Source organism: uncultured Sphingobacterium sp. (assembly GCF_964277905.1).
In the GTDB taxonomy this organism is placed as follows: Bacteria; Bacteroidota; Bacteroidia; order Sphingobacteriales; family Sphingobacteriaceae; genus Sphingobacterium; species Sphingobacterium siyangense.
Map to the genome: position 1 here is coordinate 884,929 of NZ_CAXYKD010000048.1, position 15,214 is coordinate 900,142.

Consider the following 15,214-nt stretch of genomic DNA (forward strand, 5'->3'; position numbering starts at 1 on the left):
CCTTTCGCATGACTGTAGCAGCATAATTGCAAATACTGCACAAATTAGTTTTCTGAAAATTTTTGTTAACATTTTATGTGGTTTAAAGGTTAGTGTCGCTGTATTTCTTTGTCCAATGAATTATTGAAACTAAATTAAGCCTATAAAAACTTAAAACTTTTGACAAAAGGCAAAAAATCAATAAGGAAGACTGGGGATGATCTTTAAAAGTAAGAGCAGCTACTAAGTCATAGACTACAAAATTTGAGAAGGAAATATTTTCATGTTTTGAGATTTGATAAAAAATAGTCCCAATTGGTTAGGTTAAATTTAATGATTTTTCATTTCATGACATTTCAAATCGCGTAAAATTCTCCCTTTAAAAATTCACCAATCCATTATATCTTTTATTTACAACTATTATTTTCTAACTTTACTTAATCATTTACCAATTGCCCTGTTATGACATCTCGAAATTTGATCGACGAAAGGGCACTGCTTTCCCAGTTTCAAAGCGGTGATCAAATTGCCTTTGATCGTATTTTCACGATGTTTCATTCTTCATTGGTATTTTTCGCAGATAGACTACTTCTGAATATCGGAAAGGAAATTTCCAAGGATCTAGTATTGGATATATTTCTGAAATTATATGACAGGAGGGAGGGATTTGAAACCATTTCAAATATCAAGGCTTTCCTTTATATATCTGTGCGAAACAGCTGTATAAAAGCTATTGAAAAAGAGAAAGTAAATCAGAAGCGGTTTGATTTGTATACCAAGAATTTTGATGAGTATGAAAAAAATGTATTGGATAACATTGTTCAGAACGAAGTATATGAAGAGCTCTATCGAGCGATTGATCTCTTGCCCGAACCATATCGGCTTATCATGGGCAGGCTTGTCACTGGCGATACGCCAAAAGAAATATCTGAGGAGCTCGGTATTCCTGTCAGTACGATCAATACCCAAAAATCAAGAGCACTTTCACTTCTAAAAAAATCCCTATCAGGTGCTGGAATCGCACTTTTAATGATTTATTCATAATTTTTTAACTTTTTTGGGACAACGCAATATCTTTTCGGGTTTCTATTTAAAATGAAACCAATGGAAGAGCGCAGAATCCTTGAAGAGCTAAAGATCGTACCGCTTCTGACGAAGTTTGTCAGAGGAGAGGATATGACTGTCCTTGAAGAAAAGACTATAGAGATCTGGCTCAACGAGAGCAGTGCGAACCGTGCTTTCTTTGAGGAATTACAAGATAAGGATCACGTTGCTCGGGAACTTCTAAAAAGGGATGCTGCTAGTGCTACGACATCCTCAGAACTTCTAAAATTACATGGCCTAGTGAAAAAACGTCAATCCCATTATAAGCGTGTAATTATTTGGACTACTGCTGCTGCGATATTATTGTTTTTTTCGCTTACTATACTTCTTTACAGGTATCATCAGTCCAGAAATGTCATTGATGAAACGGTTAATGTGGCCACGGCCGACATTGATCCAGGCAAGGATCAGGCGACACTGACTTTTGACGATGGTCAGATCATTGACCTGGAAGGGAAGACTGTGAAGAGCGATGCAAATGGTGTAACCTATCTGGATGGCCAAGCTGTTTCACCGTCAAAGATGCAATTTGCAACACTTACTACACCACGTAAAGGTCAATATAAAGCGATCCTACCGGATGGAACGACCGTTTGGCTGAATGCCGAATCCAAGCTTAAGTATCCTACAAAATTTGCAGGTGCGGAACGCCTTGTTGAACTTGAGGGAGAAGGTTATTTTGAAGTGGCACATAATGCTTCACGTCCGTTTATAGTGGAATCAAAAGGCCAGCGTGTTAAGGTTCTTGGAACGAAGTTCAATATCAATTCCTATACGAATGAGGAGTATACAAGGACAACACTTATTAGCGGAAGTGTTGAGCTAAGAAATCTACAAAATGAGCTCATGGTGAGACTCAAACCTGGGGAGCAGGGGAGGTTTGTGCTCGGTGGTATTGACGTGAAAAAAGTTGATCCAGAGACTTTTATTGGATGGACTGATAATGAATTCCAATTTAAAGGCGCGCAACTGGTAGAGGTTTTAAGGCAACTGGAACGGTGGTATGATATAGATGTGGATTATCAGAATGTTCCAAATGCAAAAGTCTATGCGACAATTAGCCGAGATAAAAAATTGACCAGCGTACTCTTTGCGCTTGGAGAAGTTACTGATTTAAATTTTAAAATGACCGGAAGGAGGATTGAGATCAAGAAATAAAAACCTAATGTTTCATATGTTGGCCTGAAATAATGCCGGAGTGTTAGCGCACTCCGGCGATCGGGTCTGTATACTAGAGTTTCGAGCAACTAATAATTAACCCTACACAAATCTATGAAAAAACATGATTTTTCCAACAGGGAAAACGTTCCGCAGGTGGCGGATGTGTTTTCAGGCAGGAAAAAATTGCTGCGTGCAGGCTTAAAGAGTACCCTATTCTTTATGCTTCTTGCTAGTGGCACTGCTATCAAGGCACAGCAGATCAACCTTTCGCTACAGAGAGCAACACTGGCGAAGGCCATCTCTGAAATACGGAAGACAACAAAATATGACTTTGCCTATAGTGAAGAACTTTTAAAAAAAGCTGGTCCAATTTCCGTTAATCTCAAAAATGCCAACATTACTGAGGTACTGAATAAAATGTTTTCTGATCAGCCAATCTCTTACAAGATTGCTGATGGCATTATCATTTTAAAAGAAAAACCATCAAACGGAAATAGTATAGCTCCCTCAAGAAATAAGGAAACAATAAAAGGGAGGGTTGTCGATGATAAGGGGAATCCATTGGCAGGTGCAACGATCCAAGTTAAAGGAACGAGCTTTATAACGACTTCTGATGGTGCAGGATTTTTTGAGATACCGGATGATTTTTTAGGATCTGATCTGCAGATATCCTATTTGGGATATGGACGAATTGAGGTAGCAGCTAAAAATGCTGACAGAATTATACTGACTACAAATGACAACCGGATCGAAGAGGTGAGTGTTGTCGCTAGTGGATATCAGTCCATACCGAAGGAAAGGGCTACGGGTTCCTTTGCCAAGGTAGATAATGCTACTTTTAACCGTCAGGTTTCTACTGATGTAATCAGTAGATTAAAGGGTATAGCACCATCAATTTTATTTGATGAACGTTCAGGAAGCCCCAAGCTTACTATACGTGGTCAGGCTACTATCTTTGGCAACGACCAACCTTTGATCGTTGTTGACAATTTCCCTTATGAGGGTGATATCAACAATATCAACCCGAATGATATTGAGGATATTGATATTTTGAAAGATGCTGCTGCAGCTTCTATCTGGGGGGTACGAGCTGGTAATGGTGTGATCGTCATAAAAACTAAAAAAGGACGAGCAGACCAGCCGATGAATATAGGCTTTACTTCTAATGTTACAATAGGGCAGAAGCCTGATCTGAACTATATTCCACAGATCAAACCGAGTGATTTCATTGATATTGAAAAGATGTTGTTTGAAAAAGGATTTTTCGATTATACACTCAGTAATACTGCGGAAAATCCTCCATATTCTCCTGTTGTAAGTATCCTTAACGATCAGAAAAATGGTCTACTTACAGCCCAAGAGGCAGATGCACAGATTAACGCACTCAGGAGCGGAGATTTACGAGGAGATATGAGTAAGCATCTCTATCAAAATACTGTAAAGCAGCAGTACGCCTTAAATCTTAACGGAGGTACCAATAAATATACCTATTATTTTTCAGCTGGATTTGATAAAAACCATAATTCTGAAAAAGGCAATGGTTTTAACCGGGTAAGTTTGAATAGTAATCAGGTATTCCGTCCAATACAAAAATTGGAACTTTCTACAGGACTATCCTACAACCAAAACTCTCAATCGACATCAAATGTAATTTCCATGCTCAGCAATATGGGGTCACAGTTGATGTATCCATACGCAAGTTTGCTAAACCCAGATGGAAGTCCTGCAATGGTAACGAAAGATTATAGCAACGCGTTAAAAAATAATGCTTTAAATAGTGGTTTGTTGGATTGGAACTTCAGGCCATTGGAGGAATTAAAATATCAAGACAACCATTCTAAGCAAAGTGAGTTTAGATTAAATACGGCGATAAAATATACCTTTTTGCCACAATTGTCTGCGGAAGCTAGATTCCAGTGGGAAAATCAAGTGGGAAAGAATAGGAGTTTTTACGATCAGGATAGTTACTATACTCGTGATCTGATAAACAGATATACTTTCGTCGATAACGGTACAATATTACGAAATATCCCCTTTGGAGGGATACTTGATAATATAAATTCGGATTTGACAGCATTAAATGGCAGGTTTCAATTGAATTACGATCAAAAATGGGGGAAACATCAAGTTAATGCGATAGGCGGTTTTGAAGTACGCCAAGTGAAATCCAGTGCGGTCTCAGGTAGAATGTATGGATATGATCCAAATGTCGGGTCAAATATTCCTGTCAATTATCTTGCAGATTTTAGTATTTACGGTGGTGGTTATACACAGAAAATTCCAAACTATGATGATTATAATGGGACGTTAGACAGATTACGCTCGTACTATTTTAATGGAGCATATAATTATGATCTGCGTTATATTTTTTCTTTAAGTGCTAGAATTGATCAATCGAACTTATTTGGTGTCAACACTAACCAAAAATCTGTTCCATTGTGGTCTACCGGACTAAAATGGAATATTCACAAAGAAAATTTTTATAAGCTTGATTGGTTACAAGAGTTGAGTTTAAGATCAACGTTCGGTTATAGCGGAAATATAGATAGATCTGTGACCGCTTATACAACAGCTCGCCTCTCTTACAATAGTTTAAATCGACTACCAAACGCTTATCTTGTCAACCCTCCGAATAAGGATCTGCGTTGGGAAAAGAACCGAATGTTCAATTTAGGCCTAGATTTCAGTTTAAAAGATCACAGGCTTGTTGGTAGTATTGAATATTTCAATAGGAAAGGAACAGATTTAATCGGTAACGGTGAAATTGATCCCACCTCGGGCTTTACGACTTTTCGAGGAAATGTTGCTGATATGAAAGGGCGTGGAATTGATATAGAATTAAACTCAAAAAATATCGTTGGAAAAAATTTCACCTGGAATACTACCGCAATTTTTTCATTCGCTACGGATGAAATTGTTAAGTATCAGAAGCAAACTAATTTGGGGAATTTCCTACAGGATAATTTAAGCAGTGTCTTACGTATACCATCCTATTATACACCGGTAGTTGGAAAGCCGCTTTTTAGCATATACTCATATCCTTGGGCTGGATTGGATGGAGAAAATGGGCAAGCGCAAGGTTATTTGAACGGGCAACCTTCGACAGCCTATAATGAAATGGTTCAGAATTTAACGAATGATCCAGAAAGTAACCTTATATATCATGGAACGGCTTTGCCAAAATATTTTGGTGCATTACGTAACACTATAGCTTATAAGGGAATCGATTTTTCATTTAATGTAACGTACCGTTTCGATTACTATTTTAGACGTAATTCGATAACGTACTCAAGTCTATATTATTCTTACTATGGACATGGAGATTTTTATAATAGATGGCAGAATCCGGGGGATGAAAAAAATACTAATGTTCCAGCAATGGTTTATCCAGCTAGCAATAATGCTGATACATATTATAGAAATTCTTCAGCATTGATAAGTAGAGGTGATCACGTTAGGCTGCAGGATATCCGCTTGGGATATACCTTTAAACCGGAAATACTTCGGAATCTCCATATAAGTACGTTGAATCTTTTTGCATACATGAATAATGTAACCTTATTATGGAAATCAAATAAGAATCACCTGGACCCAGATTTTCCGAACTCAAACCCTATTAGGACAGTAGCTTTTGGATTTAATTGTACTTTATAGAAAATTATTATGAAATATATATTGAAAATTTTTTCTGCTCTAATGATTTTACTGATACTTTCATCGTGCCGGAAGGAATGGTTAGAGGAGAAACAAAATGTTAAACTTATCATTCCAACAACATTAAACGATATGGAGTTGCTGTTAAATGAAGATGCTTTGCAATTAGATGCGAGAGGGGCTTCAGAAATAGCATGTGATGATTACGAATTTACCCAGGAACAGTTTAATGCCCTTTACTATGGTGCGGATCGAGATATGATCACGTGGAAATCTATGGAAATTCCAAAATATGGAGATAAAGAATCGGATGAATGGGATTTATCATATTCTGACATTCAGATATGCAATATTGTATTAGAGGGCTTAGAAAAAATTCAACGGAACGAAAGTAATAAGAACCAATTTGATCGAATTAAAGGGACTGCCCTTTATCATCGAGCTAAACAACACCTAAATTTAGCTATGACCTTTTGCGAATACTACGATAAGAGCAGTGCCGCTTTTGCATTGGGTATTCCCCTAAAACTTTCTTCTGATATAGGTGGGAAGACTGTTCGGTCCACCCTTGAACAAACTTATTCCAAAATTATTTTCGATCTGAAAGAGGCTTGTGTACTACTGCCAAGCGCTCAAAGTGGTCAAACTTTTATTGCAAGGGGAGGCGCGTACGGTTTACTAGCACGAGCATATTTATTTACAGATAATTATAATGACGCTTTGAACTCAGCTGACTCAAGTTTTAAGTATCACCCTTATCTAGAAAACTATAATGATATCGATGGCTCTGCAAGTAGACCATTTTCTGCTGTCTATACAAAGGAGATGCACATCTATAGTACTATGCGAAGGCAAATTGAAAATTATTCTGTAGGGCGAATGAGTCAAGAATTGTACGATTTATATGATTCAAACGACTTACGTAAAACACTATTTTTTAGAATGAATTTGGACGGTAAGGCTACTTTTCGTGGTAGTTATGGGAGCAGGCAATTGTTTACTGCTACGGCCACTGATGAAATTCTATTGATCAAAGCTGAATGTAGTGCGAGATTAGGCAAGCTTTCAGAAGCGAGAAATGCTCTAAACATATTGCTGGAAAATAGATATAAGGCAGGAACATATAATACAATAACAGAAAGTGACTCCCATAAACTTCTAACTATCATTATAAAAGAACGACGAAAAGAGCTTTTAGCAAGAGGCTTGCGCTGGCATGATTTAAAGCGCTTAAACAGAGATCCTAGCTACAAGAAAACTCTTGTTAGGAAAATTGGTGATGAAGTTTATACTTTACTTTCAAATGATCCGAAATACATCTTTGCAATACCTCAATATATTAAAGTCTTCACTGGCATTCAATAAATTTTAAAAAGCAACAATAATGAAAAATGTTATTATAATCTTTATTAATCTTATTTATTCTTTTTTTGCTTTTTCACAAGGAAATACAAAAATAAGCATAAATATTCCGCAAACCGATACAACAACTCTTCTTGCGCAAATAGTGATAGAGAACCCTCTTCAACCGATTAACACAGAGTTTTATAAAGACACGGTCATAATTAAAAACGGTCATTGTGAGTTTAGTTTCGATATTGAAAATCCTAGTTTAATGACTTTATTTATTAATGATAAATATGTAACAATGCCAGGAGTATATTCTGTCGTAATTGAACCAAAAGATAATTTAGTTTTTGATTTACCACCAATAAAGGATGCCACGTACTATGGATTTGGCCTAAGCAAAATTAATATTAGTGGTAGTGGAAGCGCAAAGGTTAATATGACTAAAAATATGATCATTCAATTGTTAAATATTTATAAAACTGATCCCGACTATCAAGTACAGAGTTTGAACTATAAATTTCAAACTACGGACAGAAAATTGAATGTTATTGATTCTATTTATAAGCAAAATAAAAACGTTTCGTTGAGAATGAAAGATTTGATAAAGGCATATCTTTACGGTCAGCAGTTTGAATCATTATTTCGAAGCGCTAATAGGAGCAAAAGTGACTCCGTTCGTCTTCTTTTTGATAAATATATTATAAAGAAGAAACGAATGCAAATTTTTTTTGAAAAGGATGTTGCTAAATACGCAAGTGGTTTAGGGCCATATTTAGTATTATCGGAATTTAGAAATCCCGTATATGTTGATGGGGAGTATTTCCAAACGAAACATAAGCTCGAATATGCCAAGCTTATCGCTAAAAGACTTTCAAATTTTCCAGAAATTAGAGATTATTTACTTTCTTACCATGTAATAGCAACAATTTTGAATGGATTTGATGAAACAACTGCTAAGCTTTATCGTTTCTACTTAGAAAATTCAGATTTTAATAATGTCAATTATAAAAATGTTATCAAACTATATGAAGAAACGGAGAAAAAATTTGCTGAGGGAAAATCTTTTTATGACTTTGCTTTGCCAGACTCAACTGGGCGTATATTCGCACTGTCAGATTTTAAAGGAAAAGTGATAGTTTTTGATTTTTGGTTTAATGGATGCGGAGGATGTAAAACCATGGTTCCTGCACTTGAAGAGGTGGAACAAAAATTGGTTGGGAGTAATGTTCAATTTATTTCTATAGGGATCGATAATCGGGATTACTGGATGAAAGGAATAGGGAAGTATTCAAGCCAAAACTCCTTACAGTTGTACACAAATGGAGAGGCTGATAAGCACCCTATGATTAAATATCTAAATATTCATAGTTATCCAAGATTGATTGTTGTAGATAAAGCAGGGAAGATTTTACCCGCTCCCCCTGATCCCAGAAGTAACATAGAACAGTTTATCGAATTAATCCGATCGTATTTATAAAATGAAAACAGGCAACTTAAATATATTTATAGTTGCCTGAATTTTTTAATGATGAAATTTGTTTTCTAAGGTTGTCTAACACCTTTATGGATTTTATTTCCAGTCTGCATATTTGTTGATGTATCGTATTCAGCAGAGCAAATTGGTGTTCCCACATTAGAACAATCATTTGTTCCAGTTACCTGAGGCCCTCGAGATCCATCTACAGGATTCACGTAAAATTCTAATAAAGCTACTTTTGCGTTGCTACTTGCTGGCGCAAAAGAGAAAGCTGCGAAACTTCCGATTGCAATTGCTGCAACTCCTAATGTAATTCTTAGTGATTTCATGATGTTTGGTGCTTTTATAAATCAAAAAGCTAAACTTTGGTTAGTTTTTTGCCTACTCTTTGTTTCAGATTTTCGGCTTCCCCTGTTTGGTTATTAGTTTAGTTATAAGTGGTCTGAACACTATTGTGTGGGGCTCGCCTTAGCGAAAAAAAAGTGATCAGACCAATAATGTTGATTGCAAGGGCAATAAAATTAAAATACAGCTGGTCGTTCCAATTCATTCCTTTGAAAACTGCAATGCATGAACAAGGTATGCTTGGCGCAAATTTTAAAATGTAAATGAGGTAAGCAGTATAAAGAATTATGACAGAAAGGGAAGTTAATAATCCCAACCTTCTCCAGTTCTTGTTTAATAGTAGTATGACAATCCCGAGGTGTACAGCCTGTAAAATGTAAGGTAGGACAGCCCCTCCTGAAGATAGCAGGTAAGCACCTTTTATCTGTCTATTGAATGTGTCAAAATCAAAGATTTTACTGGCGAACGTGTACGCCCATACAAGAATGAAGATAAATATGATCAGTTCTGAAATGATGTTCTTACTTCTCATGATGTGGTTATTTGGTGGTTGTCATAAATGCCTTAACTGGTCGCATGCATTTTCGAGGATTTAAAAATCTATTTTCAAAATTTCTATTTCATCAAATTTAGAATGCATTTTGGCTGAAATGCAAGAACTTGTTGTCTCAGAATGCAAATGCACACTGTATTAGAAAAATTCACACTTAATGTTTCCATTGATCTTTATCTTTTGGTGGTGGATCTTTGATCTCATTTCCGTCGGCGTCAAAACTTAAGTTTGACGTCGTTTGCAAAGTGTCATTCTCTGTTTTTAAATAGAGCTTTTGCTGATTTTCTTTTTGTGCCAGGCTGTTTTTTTCTGGTACTATTTCCATTTCATCCTGTCTGCAAGATTGTAATGTGCAAAGGCTGAAAAGGATTATCGATATTGAGATAACCGTTGTTTTTTTCATTGTAAAATTTTTTAGATTATCTCGGCCGAGACGTGATTGAATTCTGTGGTCCAAATTATCAGTCTTTGGGATAGGTTAAAACAACTTGTGGTCTCAGTTATCAAATGCACACCAATGAATTACCCACTGCAGCAGATGTAAATAATTGAGCAAAAGTCACCTAATATTTTTGAAAAAAAATGTGGTATTGGGGGCATTTTTGAAGTGTATTAGAAACCATTCACATGTATTAGAACGCAAATTCACACTTGCAATTTTGATGTTTAATTTCGTAATGCGCTGATATATAGTTAGCTAATTTGTAAAACGCTTTTTCACGTAGCGATGAATTTGGGTTGTGTGGTATATGAGAAATTTTCTTAATTTTATAGTAATACTTAGCCATGAACCGCCCACAAATTCATTTTTTATCAATCATATTACTTTTTCTGTGCGAATTGCTGTTTGCCCAGCAAGAAAAGCTGAGTGATTTTTATCTCATCCAACGTCAATACGAGAACCTACCGGAAAATGATGCAGCAGCACTTCCGCTGGTGGGAAAGCTTATCCAAAAGGCAAAATCGGAGAATGATCATACGCAGCTGTTTCTTGGTTATAAGGACGCCCGCTATTACTCGGCTGATCCGCAGATCAAACTGAAATATGCAGACAGTGCCATTTATGTTGCAAAGGCAATTAGGAACGATAGTTTATTGAGCAGTGCGTACATGAGTAAAGGAGTGGTTTTTTACTTTTATCTCAAAAAATATAAGCTCGCCCTAAATGAATATTTGAAAGCTTTTGAGAAGAATAAAAGCAATAAAGATCCATATTACAGAAACAAACTTAATTACCACATAGGAGTTGTTAAAAGCTATATAGGTTATTATAAGGAGGCTCTTAATAATTTTGAGGAGGGCAGAGTTTTTTTTGAGGGTGAGATCAAGAAGTATCAGCACCCAAATTTGATGTATGGGAATCAAAGAGGGTATTTGAATACGATCCATCAAATGATCGTATGTTACCGCAAACTGGATGATAATAAAAAGGCTGATTCGCTGATAGCGGTAGGGCTTGCAGGATCATCGAAAAATGCGGATTACAAGCAGGAACACAGTTATTTCCTCAAAGAAGAGGGCATTCGTGAATTCCGAAACAAGCATTATGGCAATGCGGTCAAAATGTTGAACAATTCTTTATCAGAGCTGATCCAGATCAATGACTTCGCGTGGTTGACCGTATCGTACTCCTACCTGGGTAGAGCCAAGTGGGAGCAGGGAAATACCGGAGAAGCGATCAGGGATTTTGAAAAGATAGATTCAATTTTCGTAAAGCATAATTTTGTTCTGCCGGAAGTACGGCATATATATGTTGATCTGATAAATTATTACGCAGATAAAAAAGATAATACAAAATCATTATACTATACTAGACAGCTACTCAAGGTAGATAAAATTCTTGAAGAAGATTTCGTTTACCTGTCTTCAAAAATCCATCATGAGTATGATGCTGATAAACTTTTACAGGAGAAGGACAAATTACAGCGGATATCCTGGATTAGAGGAACTGTTTACGTGATCCTATTATTTATTTTTTCTTTTGGAGCGTTTTACCTGCTTTTAAGGCTAAGGTCCAGAAAGACGGTTATTGGTCGGAATAGCATTTTAGGGATTAACCTAGCAGGTGGCACCTTAAATATGGAAGGGGAAGGAGCTTTCAGAATGCGAACGTACAGGAAAACTGATATAGGTAATGGTATTGTTGAGGACGTTCTCCAGAAGCTTAGCGAATTTGAAGCAAATCATGAATATCTTAATGAACATATTAAGCTTAAATCAATGGCTAAAAGTTTTGGCGTAAACCACAATTATCTATCCGAAATTATTCAGGCACATAGGGGAGCAAATTTTCATCTATATCTCTGCGAGTTGCGGATTTCCTACATTACTAAGAAACTGGACACCGATACAGAATACCAAAAGTATTCCAGTGACACACTCTCAAAAATGTGTGGAATTTCATCAAGGACTAATTTTTCAAAAGTATTCCAGCAGATAAATGGTATGAGTTTTACACAATATCTACAGAAAGTCAAATCTTAACTAGGTAGTGCTTTTATATCCTTAAATAAATAAAATTCGCAAAGTACCTTACGGATTTCCGTAATTATCCTTATATTATATATAATATATTTAGCCTCTTATGAAAGATCAATGCACTATCACTTGGACTGGTCGTGTTGTGAAGGAACCAATACCCCGTCATTTTGAACTTTTTGAATATGTAGGAACGGACGAATTAGGACAGCCGATCAAAGTTTACGTATATAGGGTTGAAAAAATTGAAAAGAATAAGGAGCAACTTCAAAACAGACCTATATAAATAGCCTATTGCTGTTAATTAACTCTAATATTTTGGATTGAAATCATTGATAGATAGGAGATAGTAAAAATACGACACTTTTTAAAAAAGTGGGTAAATCATTTTGCCGTGATTTTTCGATATACTATATTGCAAAACCAAAATCACATTAATTTATGAAAAAGAATATATATTTATTTAGTATAGGCGTGCAACCCTGAACATAGAATATAGTTTCAATCCTATTGAAATTTGTAAGAATTCATCTCAGTAAAGTCACTAAATTTCTTTATCCCAAATAAGGAAAAAAATAGATCGGACGACGTACCTGAGCAAAAAAGTCTCACCGCGCGCAGGGAGAATATCACCGTAGTTATATAAATGAAAAAATAGATATGTATGTTTCAGAAAGACATGGATCATATTGATTCGTCAACAGGAGGAGGAGAAAGTAGTAGTTCATCCACTGTTTTTTCTTCACAGCCTGAGAATGCAGGGGCAAAGACCTTTTTTGATAAGCCAATGCAGAATAACGAAAGATCACTTACTAAAGGGAAGCTATGGAAGAACCAGCCTACTTCAAAAATTTATAATGCTGGTGCGATTTCCGAAAATGAAGTAAATGGGCTGAACAGGCTGGTAAAACTCGAAATTGTTGTTGAAGGCACCACCATTCGATTCTTCAAGCATTTCAAGCTTGCACAGAGTGCAGTAAAGCACCATACCTTTGAGTTGACCTTAGCGCACGACACTTTGGGAGATGCTGAAAACCATAATCTGGAAGAGGCTCAAAATTTCCTTGGAAAACGTATTACCGTTGTTTTCAGATATAAAGATGTAGAAGAAAGCCCTGAAAGAAATTTTGTAGGGGTTGTGACTGAGGTCGGTTTCAGTCAGGATCAGGGAAGTTTGGGTAATATAGTCCTTATTGGCGAAAGCCCGACAATTTTGTTGGACGCTGCACCGCATACACAAAGTTTTGGGGGAAGTCAGGAAATTAGTCTCAATAGTATCGCACAGCAGGTTATAAACGAGGGACTTGATTCAAATAAGTTTGATTTTAGGGTTGATGCGAACTACGGTAACATAAGTTACAGTTCGCAATATGAGGAAACGCATTATAACTATTTAGGGCGGATTGCAGAGGCTTATGGAGAACAGTTCTTCTATGATGGAGAGGTACTGCATTTTGGAAAACTTCCGCCAGCTGAAAACCCTGTAAAGCTAGTATATGGAAGGAACCTCAGTGATGTGAAAATAAAGATGAAAGCCCAGCATGTCAAGCCTTCTTTCTACGGTTACAATAGCCGCAAGAATGAGAAATTGACCGGAGGAGATCCCGCTATTAAACATACTTCAGATATTGCTCAGCGAGCATATGAAATCTCTGCTAACACTTTTAAAACTCCTTCATTGCGTATAGCTCCCATAAAGGCAAATTCATTTTTGGATGTTGAAGCTTCACAGAAGGGTACTGCTGGCAGCAAGGCTGCGGAAGTATTTGTTACAACCGGAATATCTACTGTACCGTTCCTCTATCCGGGCTGTATAGTGGACATGGAAATGCGAAAAGCTGAAACCAGCGAGACGTCATATTTTACCCGATTGTTAATGACGGAAGTCTTACATGAAGTTGATGCAAGGGGATATTATAGCGGGCGTTTTGAGGCTATAGCTGCGGATTCAGGTTATATCCCCCGACCAGAATTTATTGCCCCAAAAGCTGAACCGCAATTTGGAAAGGTGGTATCCAATACCGATCCATTAAACCAGGGAAGAGTTCAGGTTCAATTCGACTGGCAACAGGGGACGGATTACTCCGAGTTTATCCGGGTCATGTCGCCTGATGCAGGAAGCAGTGATGATGTGAAAACAAATAGAGGCTTTATGTCAGTTCCGGAGGTAGGCGATCAGGTGATGGTAAATTTCGTCTACCAGCATCCTGACCGACCTTTTGTGATGGGTGGGCTTTTCCACGGTGGCATTGGAGCTGGTGGAGGAACAGGAAACAATATTATGTCTTTTAGTGGAAGGAGCGGAGCAGAACTAAAATATGATAATGGTGCAGGTTCAATGAATCTTAAAGACAAAGGTGGCGCAAATATGCATTTTGACGGAACGGGCAATGCCACTACTGATGCTAATTTAAATCATGTTGTCAATGCTGGCAGTACAAGTTCCATCAATGTAGGTGCAAAAGAAAACAGTCCCGCAACCTCGGTTTTTGAAATGGATGATGAGGGTAATATCAATTTTAAGGGAAAAAAGAGCCTAACAATTACTATCGGAAACAGTTCCCTGAAAATGAAAGAAGACGGTACGATCAGCTTGACCGGAAAGGACATCACTGTTACAGGAAGCAACAATCTGTCGATAAATGCCACGCCGTCTGAAAAGGGAGGTGGTTCAGGTACGATCGACATCACGGCCAAAGGAGGTGATATTACGATCAGCAATGACAAGAATATAAATGTGAAAGGTGGAATTGAAGTAAAATTGACCTAAAATGGAATATCTAAAAGACCAAGCGATTCTGGATTGTGACAAGGGCCTACTGACCTCGACGTTGATTGTTACTTCCAATCCGAAGATCAAGCTACGGGAGGGAAAGTTTGCAACTGATAAAGACAATGTTGCAGGATTGAATATCCCTCATTTTGGACTGTGCGCAATGAAAGGAATCTGCCGTTTAAATCTCGAACTTTCAGGTGTTCCATTGACATGGATCAAGCCTGTTCCTAAGATCAAAATATTGGATAAAAAACCATTATCTGATGTATCAAAATGTATATGTCCGTATGGTGGCATTATAAGCTGTAAGAACTCAGGACAACTATAAAAAGAATAA

The 15,214-nt window shown here is 37.0% G+C and carries 12 protein-coding genes; 9 read left to right on the forward strand and 3 right to left on the reverse strand.

The annotated features are described in order from the left end of the window. Positions 1 to 441 precede the first annotated feature (441 nt). From ACHWSC_RS25540 to ACHWSC_RS25560, 5 genes are all read left to right on the forward strand, one after another. A complete protein-coding gene (locus ACHWSC_RS25540; protein ID WP_394678727.1) occupies positions 442 to 1,023 on the forward strand; it encodes an RNA polymerase sigma factor in 582 nt (193 codons plus the stop codon). A gap of 60 nt (positions 1,024 to 1,083) precedes the next feature. Further along, complete coding sequence (locus ACHWSC_RS25545; protein WP_394678728.1) at positions 1,084 to 2,241, forward strand: FecR family protein; 1,158 nt, start codon at positions 1,084 to 1,086, stop codon at positions 2,239 to 2,241. A 114-nt stretch (positions 2,242 to 2,355) separates the two neighbouring features. Then, the gene (locus tag ACHWSC_RS25550) at positions 2,356 to 5,898 is read left to right on the forward strand and encodes a SusC/RagA family TonB-linked outer membrane protein (RefSeq protein WP_394678729.1); all 3,543 of its coding nucleotides are present in this window, start codon (positions 2,356 to 2,358) and stop codon (positions 5,896 to 5,898) included. A gap of 9 nt (positions 5,899 to 5,907) precedes the next feature. Beyond that, positions 5,908 to 7,263, forward strand: coding sequence for a RagB/SusD family nutrient uptake outer membrane protein (locus ACHWSC_RS25555; RefSeq protein ID WP_394678730.1), 1,356 nt, complete (start codon positions 5,908 to 5,910; stop codon positions 7,261 to 7,263). 19 nt (positions 7,264 to 7,282) lie between these two features. Then, complete coding sequence (locus tag ACHWSC_RS25560; RefSeq protein ID WP_394678731.1) at positions 7,283 to 8,725, forward strand: TlpA family protein disulfide reductase; 1,443 nt, start codon at positions 7,283 to 7,285, stop codon at positions 8,723 to 8,725. 65 nt (positions 8,726 to 8,790) lie between these two features. On the opposite strand, the gene ACHWSC_RS25565 is transcribed toward ACHWSC_RS25560, so the two are convergent. From ACHWSC_RS25565 to ACHWSC_RS25575, 3 genes are all read right to left on the reverse strand, one after another. Then, entirely contained in the window at positions 8,791 to 9,054 is a 264-nt protein-coding gene (locus tag ACHWSC_RS25565) for a hypothetical protein (RefSeq protein WP_394678732.1), read from the reverse strand. Positions 9,055 to 9,152: 98 nt separating this feature from the next. After that, positions 9,153 to 9,602, reverse strand: a complete 450-nt coding sequence (locus tag ACHWSC_RS25570) for a MauE/DoxX family redox-associated membrane protein (protein WP_394678733.1) — start codon at positions 9,600 to 9,602, stop codon at positions 9,153 to 9,155. 175 nt (positions 9,603 to 9,777) lie between these two features. Continuing rightward, positions 9,778 to 10,026 carry a hypothetical protein gene (locus tag ACHWSC_RS25575; RefSeq protein WP_394678734.1) on the reverse strand — a complete coding sequence of 83 codons (249 nt, stop codon included), beginning with the start codon at positions 10,024 to 10,026 and terminating at the stop codon, positions 9,778 to 9,780. A gap of 383 nt (positions 10,027 to 10,409) precedes the next feature. Here ACHWSC_RS25575 and ACHWSC_RS25580 point away from each other — a divergent pair, with 383 nt between their 5' ends. From ACHWSC_RS25580 to ACHWSC_RS25595, 4 genes are all read left to right on the forward strand, one after another. After that, complete coding sequence (locus ACHWSC_RS25580; RefSeq protein ID WP_394678735.1) at positions 10,410 to 12,107, forward strand: helix-turn-helix domain-containing protein; 1,698 nt, start codon at positions 10,410 to 10,412, stop codon at positions 12,105 to 12,107. Between the two features lie 100 nt (positions 12,108 to 12,207). Continuing rightward, the gene (locus ACHWSC_RS25585; protein WP_394678736.1) at positions 12,208 to 12,387 is read left to right on the forward strand and encodes a hypothetical protein; all 180 of its coding nucleotides are present in this window, start codon (positions 12,208 to 12,210) and stop codon (positions 12,385 to 12,387) included. Between the two features lie 378 nt (positions 12,388 to 12,765). After that, positions 12,766 to 14,871, forward strand: coding sequence for a type VI secretion system Vgr family protein (locus ACHWSC_RS25590; protein ID WP_394678737.1), 2,106 nt, complete (start codon positions 12,766 to 12,768; stop codon positions 14,869 to 14,871). Position 14,872: 1 nt separating this feature from the next. After that, positions 14,873 to 15,205, forward strand: coding sequence for a DUF4280 domain-containing protein (locus ACHWSC_RS25595; RefSeq protein WP_185286275.1), 333 nt, complete (start codon positions 14,873 to 14,875; stop codon positions 15,203 to 15,205). The last annotated feature ends 9 nt before the right edge of the window (positions 15,206 to 15,214 follow it).

Bases quoted from the DNA above. Each gene is read 5' to 3' on its own strand.
- ACHWSC_RS25540 (WP_394678727.1), top strand. From the start codon at position 442: ATGACATCTCGAAATTTGATCGACGAAAGGGCACTGCTTTCCCAGTTT.
- ACHWSC_RS25545 (WP_394678728.1), top strand. From the start codon at position 1,084: ATGGAAGAGCGCAGAATCCTTGAAGAGCTAAAGATCGTACCGCTTCTG.
- ACHWSC_RS25550 (WP_394678729.1), top strand. From the start codon at position 2,356: ATGAAAAAACATGATTTTTCCAACAGGGAAAACGTTCCGCAGGTGGCG.
- ACHWSC_RS25555 (WP_394678730.1), top strand. From the start codon at position 5,908: ATGAAATATATATTGAAAATTTTTTCTGCTCTAATGATTTTACTGATA.
- ACHWSC_RS25560 (WP_394678731.1), top strand. From the start codon at position 7,283: ATGAAAAATGTTATTATAATCTTTATTAATCTTATTTATTCTTTTTTT.
- ACHWSC_RS25565 (WP_394678732.1), bottom strand. From the start codon at position 9,054: ATGAAATCACTAAGAATTACATTAGGAGTTGCAGCAATTGCAATCGGA.
- ACHWSC_RS25570 (WP_394678733.1), bottom strand. From the start codon at position 9,602: ATGAGAAGTAAGAACATCATTTCAGAACTGATCATATTTATCTTCATT.
- ACHWSC_RS25575 (WP_394678734.1), bottom strand. From the start codon at position 10,026: ATGAAAAAAACAACGGTTATCTCAATATCGATAATCCTTTTCAGCCTT.
- ACHWSC_RS25580 (WP_394678735.1), top strand. From the start codon at position 10,410: ATGAACCGCCCACAAATTCATTTTTTATCAATCATATTACTTTTTCTG.
- ACHWSC_RS25585 (WP_394678736.1), top strand. From the start codon at position 12,208: ATGAAAGATCAATGCACTATCACTTGGACTGGTCGTGTTGTGAAGGAA.
- ACHWSC_RS25590 (WP_394678737.1), top strand. From the start codon at position 12,766: ATGTTTCAGAAAGACATGGATCATATTGATTCGTCAACAGGAGGAGGA.
- ACHWSC_RS25595 (WP_185286275.1), top strand. From the start codon at position 14,873: ATGGAATATCTAAAAGACCAAGCGATTCTGGATTGTGACAAGGGCCTA.